The sequence below is a fragment of the Paraburkholderia sp. GAS32 genome (genome assembly GCF_050434225.1).
In the GTDB taxonomy this organism is placed as follows: domain Bacteria; phylum Pseudomonadota; class Gammaproteobacteria; order Burkholderiales; family Burkholderiaceae; genus Paraburkholderia; species Paraburkholderia madseniana.
Window position 1 is genome coordinate 176,918 of sequence record NZ_JBNPVS010000003.1, and the last position, 18,299, is coordinate 195,216.

Here is an 18,299-nt window from a genome sequence, read left to right on the forward strand (position 1 = left end):
TTTACGGCTCGACCGAACTGCTAAATAGATTCAGCATACACCCACCCGAATTGCTAAATGGATTTAGCAACTTTAGCAAAATACGAAATCGGGCCTTTTATCACTCATTTAGGGCGTCTGCGTGCCCAGGCGTCTACCGGAGGAGACATGTTCAAGAACATCATCCGCAATTTGGGTGCCGGCGCAGTCGCGCTCGCTTTGACGACGAGTTTTGCATCGGCCTCGCCTGACAAGCCTGTAATCGGTGTCGTTGTGAAGATTGGCGGCATTCCATGGTTCAACGCCATGGAAGCGGGAATCAAGAAGCGCGCTGACCAGCTCGGCGTCAAGGCATTCATGGTCGGGCCGACGAGCGCTGACCCTGCGCTCCAGGTCCGAGCAATCGAGGACTTGATTGCGCAGCACGTAGACGTCATCGGCGTCGTGCCGAACGACGCACAGGTTTTGGAACCCGTTCTTCAGCGTGCCAGAGCCGCCGGTATCAAGGTCATCACCCACGAGTCCCCGAAGCAGCAGAACGTGGACTGGGACTTTGAACTGGCCTCGTCCAAAGGTTTCGGCGAAGCCTACGGAAAACGCCTTGGCGAGGCGCTGGGAGGGAAGGGCGAATACGCCGTTTTCGTCGGTTCGCTGACCGTGCCGCTCCATAACGCCTGGGCGGATGCGGCAATCGCCTACATCAAGGCCAACTATCCCGGGATGACCCTCGTCGGGGACCGCTACGGCGTCGCTGAAGACGTGGACGCGTCGCGCAAGACTGCGCTCGACCTGATGCGCGCTCATCCTAACTTGAAGGGCATCCTTGCGTTCGGCAGTCAGGGCCCGATTGGGGCAGCTCGCGCCGTCGCGGAGCAGCAGGCGAAAGGAAAGGTTCTGGTTCTCGGGCCGTTCTCGCCTGGACAGGGCCGAAAGCTCGTCCACGACGGCGTGTTGAGCGGCGGGTACATGTGGAATCCGGAAGTCGCTGGCGAAGTGTTTGTGACGCTGGGCACGATGCTCGTAAAGGGGCAGCCGATTAAGGACGGCACGAACATCCCAGGTCTGGGTGTTGTTCATCCCGACGGTCACAACTTGATTGTCGACCAACTGGTGGACCTCAACGCCAAAACCGTTGACGACCTCGCAAAGATGGGCCTCTGACCGCAATCCTTTTGCCGAACGGGTGAGCGCAGTTGTAGCGCCGCTTACCCGGAAGTTAACGGTACGACACATCTGGTCGCCAGCCAGTCACGTGCAAGTACCATCGGAGCGTTTCCATGAGTCAACCAGCTTCCATCAACGTCCTCCGTTCTCAACGAGGTGATGCGCACATGGCACCGGGTGCGCTCGACACCGGCGGCATGCCCCTGCTCAAGCTCGAGAACATTTCCAAAATCTTCGGTGGCGTTAAGGCGCTGCGGGCCGTGAAGTTCGACGTCATGCCCGGAGAAGTTCTCTGCCTTGCGGGCGAGAATGGCTGCGGCAAGAGCACCATCATCAAGATTATCAGTGGGGTCTATCGGCCGGAACCTGGCGCAGTGATGCTCATGGACGGTGAGTCAATCGAAGGACTCGACCCGGCCAGGGCCCGTGACCTCGGTATTCAGGTCATCTGGCAAGACCTGGCGCTTTTCCCCGAAATGACCGTCGCGGAAAACATTGCTTTCGAGCAGAACCTGGGCTCTCGTCCGCGTATCGTCAGATACGGAAAGATGAAGGAGGCGGCACGCCGGATTCTCGAGCGGCTCGGAGTCTCCATCGACCTCAACCGTTCTGTCCGCTCGCTATCAATCGCCCAGCGCCAGGTCGTGGCAATCGCCAGAGCGCTTGTTCGCGACGCACGTCTTGTCTTCATGGACGAGCCGACTGCCTCGCTCAGCCATGCTGAGACCGAAGCTCTGCTGAAAATTGTCCGGCGACTTTCTGCGGACGGAATTGCCGTGGTGTTCGTCAGCCATCGGCTCGCTGAAGTGCTAGACGTCTGCACTCGCGTGACCGTTTTCCGCGATGGACAGTACGTCGGCACCTTTCCCACCGAAGGGATGACGCAAACCCGCCTGACGGAATTGATGACGGGCCGCACTTTCGACTATGAAGTACGCACGACAGACCTGACGAAAGCGCCGGTTGTGCTGGAGGTACAGGGGTTGTCACGAGCCCGTCAATACCATGACGTGTCGTTCAAAGTGCGACGAGGCGAGATTCTCGGCGTCACGGGACGCCTTGGCGCAGGAAGAACGGAAGTCGCATTGTCGCTTTTCGGAATGACGCGCCCCGGTGCGGGTTCCATCCAGCTCGACGGAAAAGAGATTTCGCTGCGAACAAATCGTGACGCTATCCACGCAGGGATAGCTTACGTGTCTGAAGACCGACTTCAACTCGGCCTTGTACAGCCGCAATCAATCGGAGACAACACAGTCGCTGCGGTGTTGGACAACCTTCTGGACGGCACCCATCTCATCGCTTCCAAAAAACGAAACGCGCTGATTCAAGACTGGATTCGGCAACTGGCCGTGAAAATCGGGAAACCCGACGACGCGGTCTCAACACTGTCCGGCGGGAATCAGCAGCGCATCGTGCTCGCCAAGTGGTTGGCAACAAATCCGAAGCTTCTAATTCTGGATTCGCCCACCGTCGGCGTCGACGTCGGCGCCCGTGCCGGCATCTTTGCCATCATCCACAAGCTCGCTGCTGAGGGTATGGCCATCTTGCTGATATCGGACGAAATTCCGGAGGTTTACTTCAACTCCGACCGAATTCTGCATATGCGCGACGGCCGCATCGTTAAAGAGTACGTGCCGGGAACGACAACGATGGAACAAATCGAGCGAGACGTCCATGCCTGATTTTCGCAAACTCGGAATCGGTTCGATTGAGGCTCTGCTGATTCTCGTTATCGCCATCATGGTGATTGGCCTCAGCCTTTCAACCTCGACATTCCTTACTCTTCCAAACCTGTTCGACCTGCTTAATCAGAGTTCCGTCAACATCATTTTCGCAGTCGGGCTACTGGTCGTGCTGATTGCCGGTGGCATTGATATCTCATTCGCCGTCGGCGCATCGGTGGTCCAGTACCTCACTGCGTTGACAGTGTTGCGACTCGGTGGCGGTAACTGGGCGCTAGGTTTCATTGTCTCTGCCTGCTTCGGCTTCGTGCTTGGCTCCATCAACGCCACGATTATCTACAGATTTCGCATCGTCTCGATTGTCGTGACGATTGCCACGTTCAACGTGTTTTTCGGTGGATTGATGTTTCTCACGGGCGGGGTGTCCATCTACGACCTGCCGGACTGGTGGACTAATAGAGTCTCTATTATCAATTTCAACACCGCGAGTGGTAATGCGAATCTCGCACTGCCTGTGGCCGTGATGATCGTCATGGTCATAGCAACATGGTTTCTGCTGCGGCGCACGACAACCGGTCGACAGCTCTACGCCATGGGCGACAACCCCGAGGCGGCGCGACGCGTGGGGGTCAACATAGGTGCGATGCATTACATCGCTTTTGGCTGGCTCGGCATGATGGCGGGGATTGCCGGACTCATGCAAGCCCACTACGTGCAGGAAGTCGTTCCGAACGCGTTTTATGGCCGTGAACTGGATGTGCTCGCTGCTGTGGTGCTCGGTGGTGCAAGGTTAGGCGGTGGGCGCGGCACAATCCTCGGCGCCATTCTTGGCATCCTCCTGACCGCTATCACCGCCAACGGCCTGAACTTGCTAGGTATCTCGCCGTATGCGTTCAAGATGATTATCGGCGCCATCATTCTTATCGCCATTACGTTGTCGAGCGGAGGTTTCGCCAAGCTCGTCGGAACGCGATTCACGTCACAAAGCGTAAAGGCCTCGTCATGAAAATGTCCTCATCTCAACGCGCGGCCGCGCCGCTCGTACCCGCAGACGTCGCCGGCTTGCTTGGGTTTCTGCTGCTCGTCATCGCAGTCCTGAGCTTCGCATCTGAGCGTTTTTTCTCAGCGAGCACATTCGTGTCGGTAGCGTTCCAGTTGCCGGAAATCGGGTTCTTTACGCTGGCCATGCTGATGCCCTTGATTTCCGGTGGCTTCAATCTCGCGGTGACTTTCACGGCGAACATATCGGGGTTGGCGATGGCGTGGGTGCTTCATACGTACGGCGGAGCGGACGCCGGCGCCGTAGCCATCATCCTCGGCATTGCTGCTGCATTGGCCACCGGCTCCGCAGCCGGTTGGGTGATGGGTGCCGTCATTGCGCGCACCGGAGCAAGCCCAATCCTCGTGTCTTTATCGATGATGATTTTCTTGCGCGGATTAGGGGAGTTCCTCACACGTGGGGGCGACATCTCCGGGTTTCCGCCGTTTGTGCGCGAAATGGGCAACGGTGTCTTCCTCGGCGTACCGATTCCCCTCCTGATTTTTCTCGGCTGCGCATTACTTTGGCACGTTGTCATGACACGGTCGCGGCTAGGTTTCGCCACACGCATGATTGGTTCAAATCTGGAAGCAACGCGATATTCCGGCATCGCGACGACACGCGCCGTCACCCGAATCTACATGCTGTCGGGGCTGATGTGCGGCGTCGCTGGCGTGGTGATGGCGGCCCAGTTCAACTCGGTTCGCGTTGGCCATGGAGAGGCCTTTCTGCTCATCTCCGTGCTTGCGTGCTTCCTGGGCCGCGTCGACCCATTCGGCGGCTTTGGCCGTGTGGTTCCGGTCGTGATTGCACTGGTAATTCTGCAGGTTATCGCTTCAGGCCTCAATTTGCTCGGTGCCAACCAACACCTGGCGACTGCGTTGTGGGGTGTCTTCTTGCTTGCCGTGATGCTCTTCCGTTGGGCATGGGCGAACAGCATTTCGAAAACTTTGGTCCGCAGGCGCGTGACCGCATCTGAAGGAGTGACACAATGAATAAGCTTGGCGTACACGCACTGGTATGGGCTGGCGATCTCACCCCCGAATCGACTCGCAAGGTTCTGAGCCGGACCAAAGCCGCTGGGTTCGAGCTGGCTGAACTGTCCTTGCATGGTCCGAAGGTCATGGACCTGGCGCTCACGCGGGATTTGCTGCAAGAACATGAGCTGGATATCGGTTGCTCGCGCGGTCTCACCTTTGATGCGGACGTGTCCAGCGAGGATTCTGCTACGGTCGCACGCGGGGTTTCGATGCTGGAGGAAGGTATCAGCGTCACGGCTGAGCTGGGTGGAGGCTACTTCGGCGGGATTCTTTACGGCGCGATGGGAAAATACAACGCACCGGTTACCAGACAAGGCCGCCGCAACGCGATTGATTCGCTCAAGCGCATTGCTGATTTCGCGCTGAAGAAGAACGTGACGCTTGGGCTTGAAGTGGTAAATCGCTACGAGAGCAATTTACTGAACACTGCATCGCAGGCGCTTGCCATGATTGACGAAGTCGATGCGCCCAATGTTGTCGTTCATCTCGATACGTATCACATGAACATTGAGGAATCCGATTTCATGCAACCGGTTCTTCAATGTGGCAAGCGTCTTGGCTATGTTCATATCGGGGAAAGCAATCGCGGGTACCTCGGGTCGGGGACTATCGACTTCTCTCAGTTCTTCCATGCACTCGCCATGATTGACTACAAGGGAGTCGTGACTTTTGAGAGCTTCTCGTCGACGGTCGTCAACGAGCAGTTGTCCAATGCGTTGGCAATCTGGCGCAACTTGTGGGACGACGGTATGGACCTGGCGAAACATGCGCGGGAGTTCATCGCGGGTGGCATCAACGCCGCCGCGCGAGCAAAATCGCACCACTAGACGCCCACCGGGTGAAGCAAGTGTCGCGACAGCACAATGCGTTGAGAAACGTTGATGCGAGCGGTTCGGCAATCGGGCCTCGGCGAGGATAAGAATAGTGCTCGCCGACCGCCACTTTTTTGGAATACCCTGGATTATGTCGACGATTGAAGACCGCTACCTCGGTCGCCTCCACCAGTTAATTTCTGACGGGCGGCGCCAAATCCTCGGTTTGGTTGGTGCGCCGGGTGCGGGCAAATCAACACTGGCGCAAGCAATCCTTGATGCTTTTCCCGGAAAGGCAGTGGTTGTGCCGATGGACGGGTTTCATCTTGCGAATGTCGAACTCGCACGGCTCGGTCGCGCATCCCGCAAAGGTGCCGAAGATACGTTTGACAGTGCGGGGTATGTCGCACTTCTGAGGCGCCTGCGTGAGCAGCGTCACGACGAAACAATTTACGCTCCCACATTTCGCCGGGAAATTGAAGAACCCATCGCCGGCGCAATCCCTGTGGCGCCTGATATGCCGCTTGTAATCACTGAAGGGAATTACCTCCTTCTCGAGCATGGCCATTGGAAAGCTGCGCGACCGTTGCTCGACGAAGTTTGGTATGTCAACGTCGACCCAGACCTGCGACGGCAGCGTCTTGTTAGCCGGCATATTGGTTTCGGGCGGGACCAGGCTGCAGCAGAGCAGTGGGTTCAGAAAACTGACGAAGTGAACGCGACCTTGATTGATTTAACTAGAGAGCGTGCCGATCTTCAATTCCATTGGTCATCGTAAGGCACATTGAGGGATTCTGGCACCCCACGAGGCGATGCATTATGCGTTGGTCTCCTCGAGTATCTATGGATTTCCGGTTGAACATTGATAAAACTTCACGATGGAATCAATCAAGCGCTGGTCGTCTCACTTACCCTCTACGCGGAACTATTTGCAGCGACGGCGACCGTCTAAGCCGACTAGCGAAATTGTGACATCGGCCATTCTATTGAGGGGGCAAGCATGTTCACAACCGACGAATTCGCGTATTTCGCATATGGCTCAAACATGTCGGCACGCCGATTGGTCGCACGGGTGCCGTCCGCGAGGGTCGTCGCGTCAGGATTCGTAAGCGGATGCCGACTCGCGTTCGACAAGATCAGTAACGACGGGTCGGGCAAATGCGATTGCGAGAACACTGGGGTTGCTGGCGACAGAGTGTACGGCGTCATTTTCGGGGTGGCCTTTCGGGACCGTGTCGTGCTCGACAGGTTCGAAGGGGCCGGCGCCGGTTATGAACCTAAAACAGTACATGTTGAAACCAACGTTTGCGGCTTAGACGCGCTCACATACTTCGCCACGAAAAAACGTTTCGGCCTCACACCGTATCACTGGTACAAGCGGCATGTGCTCATCGGTGCACGGGAGGCAGGTCTTCCCGCCGACTACATTCGTGCCATCGAAGCGGTCGCTTCTGTTGACGACTCCCAGCAGTCAAGGGCCGAGAAGGAGGCACGTCTGTACGACTGATTGAGTAAGGTCGCTAGGCCAGATGTTGTTCGCAACTGGTTTTTTTCAGACCAGCTTTGTTTGCGATGCTGAGAGCTAAGCCTTTGATTTTGCAACGGTCAGATTTGGCGCAGATATGACTCTCTTGAATCCAATTGCCATTGTAACTATTGCAACGCCCTAGAAGACGCCATCCGCTCGGATGTTTGTTGTTGCGCTTGCGTGGCCATTGCGCAATCAAATCAGCCCGTTAGCGAGAATGGGACGAGAAGCCCTCCCAGTCGGGCCAGTTTGTTTTGCGAAAAGCTAGCCAGGACAGAATTGATTGCGATAGGACAGGTATTGTTTGCGAGCCACCACGAACTGGAAGTTCTGTTGGATGCGATACACCGGGTGGTAACATTTGTTGTCATTCTTATCGACCGTTCGCCCGGTATATCGCATGCCAGACAGTTTTGACCAGCTCGCCGCCCTGATCCGGGCGCGCTTCTCCGAACTGAGTCCGCAGTTCCAGATGGGAGCAGGGTTCCTGCTCGATCATCCCGATGAAGTCGCGGTCTCGTCGATGCGCAAAGTGGCCGAGCGCGCGCAGGTGCAGCCGGCTTCGCTGGTGCGTCTGTCGCAGCAACTGGGTTTTCCCGGCTGGAACGAGTTGCGCAACCTGTTCGTCGCGCGCGTGCGCACGCGGCCCGAGCCGCTCACCAGTCGCGCCCGTTCGCTCGTCAAATCGAAAGATGCGCTGGCCAGTGACCTGCTGGTCGCGCAACAACACAATCTTGAGGTCACCGCCGCGCATAACGGCCGCGTGATAGTGGAAGCGGCGCGTATGTTGCGGCGCGCGCCGCATGTGCATGTAGCAGGCTTTCGCTCCTGTTATGCGGTGGCGTTTGGCCTTGTCTACGGCTACCGGCTGTTTCGTTCTTCGGTGTCGCTGCTCAACGGCGAAGCCGGCACGCTCGAGATGCAACTGCGAACGGTCGCGCGTGACAGCGCCACCATCGTCATCAGCTTCGCGCCCTATTCAGTCGAAGCGGCACGCGTGGCCGAAGCCGCGCTAGAAAAGGGCAGCAAGCTGATTGCAATCACGGATAGCGCGGTTTCGCCGATCGCGTTGAATGCCGACAAGGTGCTGATTTTTTCGCACGAAAGCCCGTCGTTCTTTCCATCGCTGGTGGCGGCCACGGCGATTGCCGAATCGCTGGTCGCGCATCTGCTTGCGCTGGAAGGGGCGGGTGCCGTCGAGCAACTCGGCATCGCCGAGCAGTCGCTGCATGAAAAGGGCGCGTACGTACCTTGAAGTTTTTCCTCTGAACCAGGCAGCAGCGTGTCACGGAGCGCAGACGCTCCGTTTGCTTCACCATCGCATTGTTTTACAACAAATGTTGTTCAGAAGTATAAATACGTACCAATTGTTGAATGGATGCGAGCCGTGGTGTCGAAGCAGAATTTAAGCCATCTTTCAGATGGGCGGTGAGCCGTATGACATCGGTTACCGGCTGGGTGAACTCGCCAGACCGGTGTTCGCCGAATACATGGAGCAAAGCAGCCACTGCCGGTGGCTATCGCCGGCGACGGCATCGAGATCATCGATTCCACCGGCAAGCGCTATATCGATGCCTCGGGCGGCGCAGCCGTCTCGTGCCTCGGCCACAGCAACCAGCGTGTGATCGACGCGATCAAGCGGCATGCGCAGCAATTGCCGTATGCGCACACGTCGTTCTTCACCACCCTGGTCGCCGAGGAACTCGCCGACCGCCTGGTGGCGAGCGCACCGCAAGGGCTCGAACACGTGTACTTCGTGTCGGGCGGTTCGGAAGCGATGGAGGCGGCGCTGAAACTGGCGCGGCAGTATTTTGTGGAGAAGGGCGAATCGCAGCGCCGTCATTTCATCGTGCGTCGCCAGAGCTATCACGGCAACACGCTGGGCGCGCTGGCGATCGGCGGCAATGCGTGGCGGCGCGAGCCGTTTCTGCCGATTCTGATCGAAGCGCATCACGTGAGCCCGTGTTACGCGTATCGCGAGCAGCGCATCGACGAAACCGAAGAGCAGTTCGCGCAGCGTCTCGCGGATGAACTCGAACAGAAGATTCTCGAACTCGGCGCTGACACGGTAGCGGCATTCGTTGCGGAAACGGTGGTGGGCGCAACGGCCGGCGCCGTGCCGCCGGTGCGGGAATACTTCCGCAAGATCCGCGCGGTGTGCGATCGCTACGGCGTGCTGCTGATCCTCGACGAGATCATGTCGGGAATGGGCCGCACAGGCTACCTGTATGCGTGTGAAGAAGACGGCGTCGCGCCGGACATCCTCACGATTGCCAAGGGGCTCGGCGCCGGCTATCAACCGATCGGTGCGAAGCTGAAACTGCACGCGGCGATCCGGCGCGAAGCGTTCGTGCGTGGTTTGATGGTGTATCCGATGGGTGGCACGGTCGACGGCAAGATCGGCGATCATGTGCTGCTGGCGCCGCCGTTCATCTGCACGGCGCGCGACATCGGCGAGATCATCGGCCGCTTGACCGATGCGATCGAAGGCGCGTTGATCGCCATCTGACACCCTTTCCCTTTCAGCGAGATCCGCGATGACCGAGCGTTTGCCTCACTTCGAACTATCTGAAGCCACAGCCGAGCAAAAGGCCGTACTCGACGAGATTCTGTCCGGTCCTCGCGGCAATCTGAACGGGCCGTTTCTGGGCTGGATTCATAGTCCGGAGCTGGCGCAGCAGGCGCAGCGACTCGGCGCGTTCTGCCGCTATCGCACCGGCTTGCCGCTGCGCCTGTCGGAGCTGGCGATTCTGGTGACCGCGGCGCGCTGGCAGGCGCAGGCCGAGTGGTATATCCACTATCCGATCGCTCTCGATGCCGGGGTAGCCGAAGCGGATGCCGAGGCAATCCGACAGGGTCATCAGCCTTCCTTCGCGGATGCCGATGACGCATTGATCCATGACTTCGCGAGCGAACTGTACGACACCAAACGGGTGTCGGATGTCACCTATAGAAAGGCGGTCGGGCGCTTCGGCCACCAGGTGGTGATCAACCTGGTGGGCTTGCTCGGTTACTACGCCCTGGTGGCGATGACACTGAACGTGTTCGACATGCGCGCAGTGGGGCAGGAGAGCTTGCCGTTCGCCGAGTAGCGGCTGTGCCCTGAGTCTGCTGCACGGACTGCGGCGCGCATCGGCGAACCGTATCCCGGCGCCGTCACGACACTGGCACGCGGAAGCGCCTATGATGAAGTTCGGTCCACGCCCGCACCTCTTGCGCCGCGCGGCACGCCCCGAAGACATACCCCTTGGGGCACTCGCGACCGATGCCGATACTACGAATACCCGGGCTGGACCGTTGTGGGCGGCATCACGTAGGGTTGAGGAGCGGTGCGAAGCAGGGCACAAACAGGAGAGAGCGATGAAGCGCAAGGCATCAGCAGTCTGGCAAGGCGGCCTGCAAGACGGCAAGGGCTCGATTTCCACCGACAGCGGCGTTCTCAAGGACACCCAATACTCGTTTGCCACGCGCTTCGCGGACGGCATCGGCACGAATCCGGAAGAGCTGATTGCGGCTGCGCACGCGGGTTGTTTCTCGATGGCGCTATCGGCCGAACTGAGCAAGGCGGGCATCAAGCCTGAACGTATCGGCACCACGGCAACCGTCACGCTCGACAAGGACGGCGGCGGCTTTTCGATTACCGCGGTGCATCTGGATGTGGCCGTGAAAATTCCCGGTGGCGACAAAGCCGCGTTCGAGAAGGCGACCGCGGACGCCAAGGCGGGCTGCCCGGTTTCCAAGGTGCTGAACGCCACCATCACGATGGACGCGAAGCTCGAAACCTGAGCGCGCGGTTCGGCTATTGCGGACAGATGAAGGGCTGGCTGGCGGGGGTAGCCGGACCGCCGGCTGCCACTCTCCGTTCATTTCCTTCATTTGCTGCTTATTTGCCATTTAACGAACGCACAACGACGATCCGGCAGCGCGTGGGCGCAAACGCCGGTCGCCGTCTTCAATGGGACCGTCGATGACAACGCAAACCGAAAAAGCACGGCAATTCCAGTCTTATCACACAGCGGGCGAAGCCTTCATCATCCCGAACCCCTGGGACATCGGTACCGCGCGGCTGCTCGCGCTGACCGGTTTCAAGGCGCTCGCCACCAGTAGCGCAGGCTACGCGTTTTCGCGGGGCCTGCCGGATAACGCCATCGGCCGCGCGCAGATGATGGTGCACCTCGCGGAAATTGCGGGTGCGACCGATTTGCCGGTCAGCGCCGATCTGGAAAATGGTTTCGGCGACAGCCCGGAAGACTGCGCCGAGACGATCAGGCAGGCCGCGGCTGCGGGCGTGGTCGGCGGTTCGATCGAGGATGCAACCGGTCGCGCGGACGAACCGATCTACCCGTTCGAGGCTGCCGTGGAGCGCGTGCGCGCGGCAGTCGTCGCGGCGCGTGCTCTGCCGTTTCCCTTCACGCTGACGGCGCGTGCCGAGAACTACCTGGTGGGCCGCCCCGATCTCGACGATACGATCCGGCGTCTGCAGGCTTACCAGGAGGCTGGGGCGGATGTGCTTTATGCGCCCGGCCTGAAGACGCGCGAAGAGATCGCCACCGTGGTCAGCTCGCTCGACCGGCCGGTCAATGTGCTAATGGGCTTGCAGGGCGTCCTGCTCAGTTTCGAGGACCTGCAGGCGCTGGGTGTGCGGCGTGTCAGTGTGGGCGGTTCGCTGGCGCGCGCGGCGTTGGGCGCGTTTCTCCGCGCCGCGCACGAAATGCGCGATCACGGCACCTTCAACTACACGACAGAGGCCGCCAGCGGCAACGAGATCAACCAGCTCTTCACGAGCGCTGCGCAGAAGTGGGGCAAATAGACGGTCGTGCCCGTTTCGAATCTCGCCTTGCTTTCTTGAACGGTTGGTCATAATATCCGTCGGATGAAGCAATCTGGCAATTCGAAACAATTCGCGAAAAAAGAGGGTGAGGCCTGCCCTCGCGGGCGGCCGCGCGAGTTCGACACGGACACCGTCTTAACGAGCGCGAGCCAGGTTTTCTGGAATCACGGCTATCACGCCACCTCGATCGACGACCTCTGCAAGGCTACCGGCCTGTTGCGAGGCAGTCTGTACGGCGTATTCGGCGACAAGCACGGCATCATGCTCGCCGCGCTCGATCACTACGCGGAAGGTTCGGTCGCCCGGTTGGCCGAACGGTTGAACGCACCGGTGTCGGCGGAAGAGGCACTGCGCAACGCTTTGCTGCATTACGCCCGGGTCGCGTGCGCGCTGACCGGCGAGCGTAGCTGCTTCATCACCAACACCACGCTGGAGATGCAACCCGGGGACGAGGAACTGCGTACCCGCGTCGCGGCGATTCAACGCCGCATGGCGACGTTGCTGGCGGCCTCGGTGATTCGCGGCCAGGCGAGCGGCGCGTTCAATTCCACGCTCGACGAAAAAGCCGTCGGCGATTTCCTCCTGTGCGTGATGCAAGGACTGCGCGTATTGGGGCGAGTCGCCCACAAGGAAGATGCGCTGATCGGAATCGTGGACGTCGCCATGCGCGCGCTCGTCTAATTTTTTTTTACCTAATTTTTGAACGAACGGTCATGAATAGAGACCCGATCAAGTCCACTCCGGCGGCATTTGCTGGACCGGTAGGCGGAGCCGCTGCCGCTTGCCCAGGCGTCGGTGCGGTGGCCGCCAGCGGAGTTGCCACAGGTACGACGGCCACCAGTGCCGGGAAGGCTGCGTCCGGCTTCGAGCGCCAGGGGCTCGCGCTCGCCGTGCTGTTCGTCGGCGCCTTCCTCGCACCGCTCGACTATTTCATCGTCAACCTCGCGCTGCCGTCGATTCACACCGGCCTGAACGCCACCGACGCGCAATTGCAACTCGTGGTGTCCGCCTACGCATCCGCTTATGCCGTGCTGCTGATCACGGGCGGGCGTCTCGGCGATCTGTTTGGCCGGCGCCGCATGTTCATGACGGGCATGGCGGCCTTCGTGGTCGCCTCCGCGCTGTGCGGCTTCGCCACCAGTGGCCACATGCTGGTGATCTCGCGGATCGTGCAGGGCATCGCCGCCGCGGTCATGGCGCCGCAAGTGCTCGCGACCATCCGTGCGGTCGTGCCGCTGCATCGGCAGACCAAGGTCATGAGCCTCTATGGTTTCGTGTTCGGGCTTTCGTCGATCGTCGGGCAACTAGGCGGCGGCGCGCTGATCACCTATCACCCGTTCGGGCTCGACTGGCGCATCATCTTTCTGATCAACATTCCGATCGGCATCGTGGCCTTCATCGGCACATGGAAGTTCGTGCCGGAAAATCAGCCGGCCACGAACACCGGCATCGACCTGAAGGGCGTCGCGCTCCTCTCGATGGTGCTGCTGCTGGTCATCTATCCGATGACGCACGGCCGTGAAGCCGGCTGGCCGACGTGGACCTTCGTGATGTTCGCGCTGGCAGTCCCCGTATTCGCGCTATTCGTGGCGACCGAGCGGCGCGTCGAGCGCGGCGGCGGCCATCCTCTGGTGGATCTGCAATTGTTCCGCAACCCGGCCTTCGCACTGGGCCTCGTGCTCGCGTTCCTGTTCTATTGCAACAGCGCGTTTTTCCTGACCTATGGGATCTTCCTGCAAACCGGTTTGCACTGGACGCCGCTCGCTTCGGGTATGGCCATCATGCCGTTCGCGATCGGCTTCGTGGTCGGGCCGCTGACGTCGCCGGCGGTGGTCAAGCGCATCGGCGGTCACGTGCTGGCGCTCGGCTTCTCGATGATGACCGTCGGCTTCACGGTCACCGGCTGGTCCGCGACCCATGCCGCTACGCCTGATCTGTTGTTCTACTGCGGACTGGTGTGCGCGGGCGTCGGTCACGGTCTGCTCCTGCCGTCGATCATGCGCATCGTGCTGCTGGAAGTCGTGCCGGAGAAGGCCGGGCTTGCCTCGGGCGTGGTGTCGTCGACTTTGCAGATCGGCTCGGCGTTCGGCACGGCGGCCATCAGCGGTGCGTTTTTCGGTGTGATCGGCGGCCGCGAGACACCGGCTGCCTATGCGCACGCGTTCCAGTACAGCCTCGCGATCAACGCGTGTCTGATGTTTGTGTGTATCGGTTTGAGCGTGCTGCTCGTGCGGCATCAACAACTCGCACTGCGCCGGGCTGCCCAGCCGGTTTGAAAATAGCGGACGGGAAATCGTTTTCAACGGTGGTCGCTAAAAACTATTATGCACTTTAAACAGAACTGGTTTTGGAGTGGCTGCATTTACCGATGAGTTTCCCGTTCATAGGTAATTCCGCGTGTGAGTGATCAGAATAAACCCGAATCGGGTTTGTCGGTGGCAGTGTAGATATGACAAATCCAGTGCGCATTTTCTACTTGCGGACCGGGTTTGCCGCCGTAAGTTTTGCGATCGTGCAATGCCGCACGGGTGGTGGCCTGGCGTCGTTATAAAGGGTTTTCCCCGGCTTTACCCATCGATAGCCGGGGTGGAAAGCCTATTCCAGTGCCAATGAAAACGGTATCAATAAAAAGCGCTTGCCGTGGTTAATTTCGATTGTTAATCTTGGCCAACTTTTAGAGTTTTCATTCGGCAGGGTTCTATGTTGCAAAGCACGGTGCGATGACTTTATTCCGCTCAACGGGTTCCGTAGGGGATTGAATATGCTGACCGCTACCATTGACGTATTCGAAACACCGGCAGCCGCACGCTTCAATGTCGGCAATGTTGTCACGCTGAAGGAAGGCGGTCCGCGCATGACGGTGACGTATGCGGGACCGGTGGCGCTCAATCCTGGCGACTGGCTGATTTGCGAGTGGTTCGACGAACATGGCGAACTGCGCCGCGAAATGTTCGCGCACGAGAGCGTGCGGGCCGAGCCGCGCTCGATTCCCGCCGGTTCGGTGATGTGGGGCAGAATGGGCCGGGCGGCCTGAGAGAAGCGGCCCGCCGCACGTACTAGCCCCGCGAGCCGGTTTATCCGTCGATCAGTTTCAACCCCGCCACTGACAGCACGATCAAGGTCATGCAGATCACGCGGGGCGCCGAAACCGGGTCGTTGAACAGCATCACGCCGAGCACCGTGATGCCAAGCGATCCGATCCCTGTCCATACCACGTAAGCCGTACCTGCCGGCAAATGCTTCATCGCCAGCGTCAGTAAAAACACGCTGCCGAGCGCGGCCGCAACGCCGCCGATGCTCGGCCACAAGCGTGTCCATCCATTTGCATATTTCAACGCCAACGCCATCAGGATTTCGACCGCGCTTGCGGCGAGCAGAATGAGCCATGCCATCGTGAGCCCTATCGGTGAGTGGTTAATGAGCGGCCAGCTTAGGGCTATAGTGATGCGCTCACCATTACTTACCCACTGGTAACCATGGCATTTCCCGAGTCCGCCAACGCGTCCCTCGCCTCGACCGAACAGCCCTATCGCGGTGACGTTTTCGACGCCGCCTGTTCGTCGCGCCTCGCGCTCGAACTGATCGCAGGAAAGTGGACGCTGCTCATCATGCCGGCGCTGCTGCCCGGCGCGATGCGCAATAACGCCTTGCTGCGCAAGATCGGCGGCATTTCCCAAAAGGTGCTGACGCAGACGCTCAAGGAACTCGAGCGGAACGGTCTGGTGATCCGCGAGGAGCAGCCGGGCGCGGTGGCGCACGTGGAATACCGGCTCAGCGAACTGGGGCGAACGCTCAGTGACGCGCTGGTGACGCTCGATCATTGGGCCGAGGAAAACGCGGCCGAACTCGACGCTGCGCGTGAGCGCTATGACGCGCGGCAGCAAACGCACCGCTAGCTGCCTGCCCGCGGTTGCTGCGCACCATTGTTGTCGAATCAAGGTTGCTTGTTTTCCGGGTGCTCACGCGACGCGGCCCGCCTTTGCACGCGCACCAGAAGCGCCGATGAGAATGCGCGCATCCGCACGATCTTGCGCGTCTCTACAACTTCGCCGGCCACGTTCTTCGGCGGGTTGGGCTGTAGCGACCAGTAGAGTGCGAGCAGCCAGCCAAAGCCGGTCCAACCGAGGCACGCGTTGAAGAGCGCCAGCGTCAGCACGTCATGACGCTTGCGCCGGTCCGCGAGAATGCTCGGCAGAAAATACAGCGCCAGCGCGAGCACCGCGGCGATGGCCTGTACCACGATGTTGCCACCCATAGCCTGGCTCCTCAGGACGTGATGTATCCCCCGATTGTCGCGCGATTGTTTTCTTTGCGCTGCGTCGCGCTGAAACATGCATGCGCGGTGAGGGGGTTCAGCGCATCGCGCATCAGGACTATGATGGACGTTTCGACTGAACAGAACCGCCACGGACCGCCACCATGATCTCCGACGATACGACCCAGCAGACCCAGCGCATCAATCAGGACACGCTACGCGAATTCGTAGACCGTAAATGGAATGACGAGATTGTTCCTGCGCTCACGGACTACATTGCCGTGCCGGCCAAGAGTCCGGCGTTCGATCCCGAGTGGGTCAAGCACGGCTATCTCGAGCGCGTGATTACCGACGCGGCGCAATGGGCCGAACAGCAACCCGTACGTGGCCTGAAGCTCGAAGTGATCCGCTTGCCGGGCCGCACGCCGGTGATTTTCTTTGAAACGGCCGCGACCCGATCGGGCAGCGAAGAAACCATCGTGCTGTACGGCCACCTCGACAAGCAGCCTGAATTTGACGGCTGGCGCAACGACCTCGGCCCCTGGACGCCCAAGCTCGAAAACGACAAGCTGTACGGCCGCGGCGGCGCCGACGACGGCTACGCGATCTACGCGAGCATCACGGCACTGGCCGCGCTGGACGCGCAAGGCATCGAGCGTCCGCGCTGCGTCGGCCTGATCGAAACCTGCGAGGAATCGGGTAGCTACGATCTGCTGCCGTACGTCGACGCGTTGCGTGAACGTCTCGGCAAAGTCGGGCTTGTGGTGTGTCTCGATTCGGGTGCGGGCAACTACGATCAACTGTGGCTCACTACGTCGTTGCGCGGGCTGGTCGCCGGCGACCTCGAAGTCCAGGTGCTCGACGAAGGCATTCATTCGGGTGGTTACGGCGGCATCGCGCCGTCGAGCTTCCGCATCATGCGGCAACTGTTCGACCGTCTCGAAGACTCCGCCAACGGTACCTTGTTGCCGAAGGGTTTCCACGTTCAGATCCCGGCGGACCGTTTGCGCGAAGCGGAAGCGACCGCGCAGATTCTCGGCGACGACGTCTGGAAGAAGCTGCCGTGGGCCTGCGGCCAGGACGGCCGTCAGGTGCTGCCCACCACCACCGATCCGCAGGAAGCCTTGCTCAACTCGACGTGGCGTCCGTCGCTGTCGGTGACCGGCGCAGCCGGCTTGCCCGCGCTTGCCGACGCCGGCAACGTGCTGCGTCCGCGCACGGCGTTCAAGCTGTCGCTGCGCCTGCCGCCGCTGATCGAAGCGGAAAAGGCCGTCGCCGAACTGAAGGCGCTGCTCGAATTCGATCCGCCGTACAACGCCAAGGTCACCTTCAAACCGGACGCCGGCGCGGCGAGTGGCTGGAGCGCGCCCGATCTCGCACCGTGGCTCGCCACCGCGCTTAACGACGCGTCGCGCACGCACTACGGCGCGGACGTTGCCTACATGGGGCAGGGCGGTACGATCCCGTTGATGAACGTATTGAAGTCGGGCTTCCCGAAGTCGCAGTTCATGGTGTGCGGCGTGCTCGGGCCGAAGTCGAATGCACACGGACCGAACGAGTTCCTGCACGTGCCGTATGGCAAGAAGCTGACGGCAGCGGTTGCTCAGGTGATCGCGGCCGCGCCTTGACGAGCGTTTTGCCTCGAGCTTTCCTGCAATACCGTTCCAGGCGAATCAGCGGGCGCTCCGGAGCGCCCGCGTTTAAATATGCGAATTGAATAGTCCGTCTGTTAGCCCACAAATAAAAAAACAAGCCTCCGCAAGCTATATTTTCGATTGCATTACCTAATCGACGACTATTTCTTTTTCTTTCAAATCCGGCAAGAAATTCAAGCTTTGTTCGTTCGCTAATTGATTGCGGCCGGGTGCTCATTTGCGGGCTAATTTCGCCCTTCTTCGGTGCGCAAGCGTTTGCGTCCGCAGCATCTTTTGTCCGTCCGTTCGCCGCCCCGCAGAGCGCCATCTGGCGA

19 protein-coding genes are annotated in these 18,299 nt (G+C 59.9%); 17 read left to right on the forward strand and 2 right to left on the reverse strand.

The features are described from left to right. The first annotated feature begins 147 nt into the window (after window positions 1-147). The 15 genes from P3T25_RS04815 to P3T25_RS04885 all read left to right on the forward strand — a co-directional run bounded on the left by P3T25_RS04815 (window position 148) and on the right by P3T25_RS04885 (window position 15,109). Window positions 148-1,140, forward strand: a complete 993-nt coding sequence (locus tag P3T25_RS04815; protein ID WP_429357613.1) for a substrate-binding domain-containing protein — start codon at window positions 148-150, stop codon at window positions 1,138-1,140. A 170-nt stretch (window positions 1,141-1,310) separates the two neighbouring features. After that, on the forward strand, window positions 1,311-2,825 hold the full coding sequence (locus tag P3T25_RS04820; protein ID WP_429357692.1) for a sugar ABC transporter ATP-binding protein: 1,515 nt from the start codon (window positions 1,311-1,313) through the stop codon (window positions 2,823-2,825). Further along, window positions 2,818-3,831, forward strand: coding sequence for an ABC transporter permease (locus P3T25_RS04825; protein ID WP_429357614.1), 1,014 nt, complete (start codon window positions 2,818-2,820; stop codon window positions 3,829-3,831). The genes P3T25_RS04820 and P3T25_RS04825 overlap by 8 nt, the downstream gene beginning before the upstream one ends. 2 nt (window positions 3,832-3,833) lie before the next feature. Continuing rightward, window positions 3,834-4,859, forward strand: coding sequence for an ABC transporter permease (locus P3T25_RS04830; RefSeq protein ID WP_429357693.1), 1,026 nt, complete (start codon window positions 3,834-3,836; stop codon window positions 4,857-4,859). Then, entirely contained in the window at window positions 4,856-5,731 is an 876-nt protein-coding gene (locus P3T25_RS04835) for a sugar phosphate isomerase/epimerase family protein (RefSeq protein ID WP_154561777.1), read from the forward strand. The genes P3T25_RS04830 and P3T25_RS04835 overlap by 4 nt, the downstream gene beginning before the upstream one ends. A gap of 136 nt (window positions 5,732-5,867) precedes the next feature. Then, window positions 5,868-6,494 (forward strand): nucleoside/nucleotide kinase family protein, encoded by a 627-nt coding sequence (locus P3T25_RS04840; protein ID WP_154561871.1) that lies wholly within the window; start codon window positions 5,868-5,870, stop codon window positions 6,492-6,494. A 222-nt stretch (window positions 6,495-6,716) separates the two neighbouring features. Then, on the forward strand, window positions 6,717-7,223 hold the full coding sequence (locus P3T25_RS04845; protein ID WP_154561779.1) for a gamma-glutamylcyclotransferase family protein: 507 nt from the start codon (window positions 6,717-6,719) through the stop codon (window positions 7,221-7,223). 421 nt (window positions 7,224-7,644) lie between these two features. Continuing rightward, a complete protein-coding gene (locus P3T25_RS04850) occupies window positions 7,645-8,499 on the forward strand; it encodes a MurR/RpiR family transcriptional regulator (RefSeq protein ID WP_408517054.1) in 855 nt (284 codons plus the stop codon). Between the two features lie 231 nt (window positions 8,500-8,730). Continuing rightward, a complete protein-coding gene (locus P3T25_RS04855; protein WP_429357694.1) occupies window positions 8,731-9,753 on the forward strand; it encodes an aspartate aminotransferase family protein in 1,023 nt (340 codons plus the stop codon). 28 nt (window positions 9,754-9,781) lie between these two features. Further along, window positions 9,782-10,336, forward strand: coding sequence for a carboxymuconolactone decarboxylase family protein (locus tag P3T25_RS04860; RefSeq protein ID WP_154561783.1), 555 nt, complete (start codon window positions 9,782-9,784; stop codon window positions 10,334-10,336). A gap of 268 nt (window positions 10,337-10,604) precedes the next feature. After that, complete coding sequence (locus P3T25_RS04865; RefSeq protein ID WP_054035350.1) at window positions 10,605-11,030, forward strand: OsmC family protein; 426 nt, start codon at window positions 10,605-10,607, stop codon at window positions 11,028-11,030. Between the two features lie 181 nt (window positions 11,031-11,211). Then, complete coding sequence (locus tag P3T25_RS04870) at window positions 11,212-12,054, forward strand: isocitrate lyase/PEP mutase family protein (RefSeq protein ID WP_429357615.1); 843 nt, start codon at window positions 11,212-11,214, stop codon at window positions 12,052-12,054. A 63-nt stretch (window positions 12,055-12,117) separates the two neighbouring features. Then, window positions 12,118-12,756, forward strand: coding sequence for a TetR/AcrR family transcriptional regulator (locus P3T25_RS04875; RefSeq protein ID WP_154561787.1), 639 nt, complete (start codon window positions 12,118-12,120; stop codon window positions 12,754-12,756). Between the two features lie 32 nt (window positions 12,757-12,788). Next, the gene (locus P3T25_RS04880; protein WP_429357616.1) at window positions 12,789-14,351 is read left to right on the forward strand and encodes an MFS transporter; all 1,563 of its coding nucleotides are present in this window, start codon (window positions 12,789-12,791) and stop codon (window positions 14,349-14,351) included. Window positions 14,352-14,836: 485 nt separating this feature from the next. After that, complete coding sequence (locus P3T25_RS04885; RefSeq protein WP_429357617.1) at window positions 14,837-15,109, forward strand: YodC family protein; 273 nt, start codon at window positions 14,837-14,839, stop codon at window positions 15,107-15,109. A 40-nt stretch (window positions 15,110-15,149) separates the two neighbouring features. Here P3T25_RS04885 and P3T25_RS04890 read toward each other — a convergent pair whose 3' ends face one another. Then, the gene (locus P3T25_RS04890) at window positions 15,150-15,467 is read right to left on the reverse strand and encodes a DMT family transporter (protein ID WP_120345089.1); all 318 of its coding nucleotides are present in this window, start codon (window positions 15,465-15,467) and stop codon (window positions 15,150-15,152) included. Window positions 15,468-15,551: 84 nt separating this feature from the next. On the opposite strand from P3T25_RS04890, the gene P3T25_RS04895 reads away from it, so the two are divergent. After that, entirely contained in the window at window positions 15,552-15,971 is a 420-nt protein-coding gene (locus P3T25_RS04895) for a winged helix-turn-helix transcriptional regulator (protein WP_154561791.1), read from the forward strand. A 38-nt stretch (window positions 15,972-16,009) separates the two neighbouring features. Here P3T25_RS04895 and P3T25_RS04900 read toward each other — a convergent pair whose 3' ends face one another. Next, window positions 16,010-16,330, reverse strand: a complete 321-nt coding sequence (locus P3T25_RS04900) for a superinfection immunity protein (protein ID WP_154561793.1) — start codon at window positions 16,328-16,330, stop codon at window positions 16,010-16,012. Between the two features lie 164 nt (window positions 16,331-16,494). Here P3T25_RS04900 and P3T25_RS04905 point away from each other — a divergent pair, with 164 nt between their 5' ends. Next, entirely contained in the window at window positions 16,495-17,958 is a 1,464-nt protein-coding gene (locus tag P3T25_RS04905) for a M20 family metallopeptidase (protein WP_154561795.1), read from the forward strand. Window positions 17,959-18,299: the final 341 nt, after the last annotated feature.

Coding starts and splice junctions, on each gene's coding strand:
- P3T25_RS04815 (WP_429357613.1), top strand. CDS start 148: ATGTTCAAGAACATCATCCGCAATTTGGGTGCCGGCGCAGTCGCGCTC.
- P3T25_RS04820 (WP_429357692.1), top strand. CDS start 1,311: ATGGCACCGGGTGCGCTCGACACCGGCGGCATGCCCCTGCTCAAGCTC.
- P3T25_RS04825 (WP_429357614.1), top strand. CDS start 2,818: ATGCCTGATTTTCGCAAACTCGGAATCGGTTCGATTGAGGCTCTGCTG.
- P3T25_RS04830 (WP_429357693.1), top strand. CDS start 3,834: ATGTCCTCATCTCAACGCGCGGCCGCGCCGCTCGTACCCGCAGACGTC.
- P3T25_RS04835 (WP_154561777.1), top strand. CDS start 4,856: ATGAATAAGCTTGGCGTACACGCACTGGTATGGGCTGGCGATCTCACC.
- P3T25_RS04840 (WP_154561871.1), top strand. CDS start 5,868: ATGTCGACGATTGAAGACCGCTACCTCGGTCGCCTCCACCAGTTAATT.
- P3T25_RS04845 (WP_154561779.1), top strand. CDS start 6,717: ATGTTCACAACCGACGAATTCGCGTATTTCGCATATGGCTCAAACATG.
- P3T25_RS04850 (WP_408517054.1), top strand. CDS start 7,645: ATGCCAGACAGTTTTGACCAGCTCGCCGCCCTGATCCGGGCGCGCTTC.
- P3T25_RS04860 (WP_154561783.1), top strand. CDS start 9,782: ATGACCGAGCGTTTGCCTCACTTCGAACTATCTGAAGCCACAGCCGAG.
- P3T25_RS04865 (WP_054035350.1), top strand. CDS start 10,605: ATGAAGCGCAAGGCATCAGCAGTCTGGCAAGGCGGCCTGCAAGACGGC.
- P3T25_RS04870 (WP_429357615.1), top strand. CDS start 11,212: ATGACAACGCAAACCGAAAAAGCACGGCAATTCCAGTCTTATCACACA.
- P3T25_RS04875 (WP_154561787.1), top strand. CDS start 12,118: ATGAAGCAATCTGGCAATTCGAAACAATTCGCGAAAAAAGAGGGTGAG.
- P3T25_RS04880 (WP_429357616.1), top strand. CDS start 12,789: ATGAATAGAGACCCGATCAAGTCCACTCCGGCGGCATTTGCTGGACCG.
- P3T25_RS04885 (WP_429357617.1), top strand. CDS start 14,837: ATGCTGACCGCTACCATTGACGTATTCGAAACACCGGCAGCCGCACGC.
- P3T25_RS04890 (WP_120345089.1), bottom strand. CDS start 15,467: ATGGCATGGCTCATTCTGCTCGCCGCAAGCGCGGTCGAAATCCTGATG.
- P3T25_RS04895 (WP_154561791.1), top strand. CDS start 15,552: ATGGCATTTCCCGAGTCCGCCAACGCGTCCCTCGCCTCGACCGAACAG.
- P3T25_RS04900 (WP_154561793.1), bottom strand. CDS start 16,330: ATGGGTGGCAACATCGTGGTACAGGCCATCGCCGCGGTGCTCGCGCTG.
- P3T25_RS04905 (WP_154561795.1), top strand. CDS start 16,495: ATGATCTCCGACGATACGACCCAGCAGACCCAGCGCATCAATCAGGAC.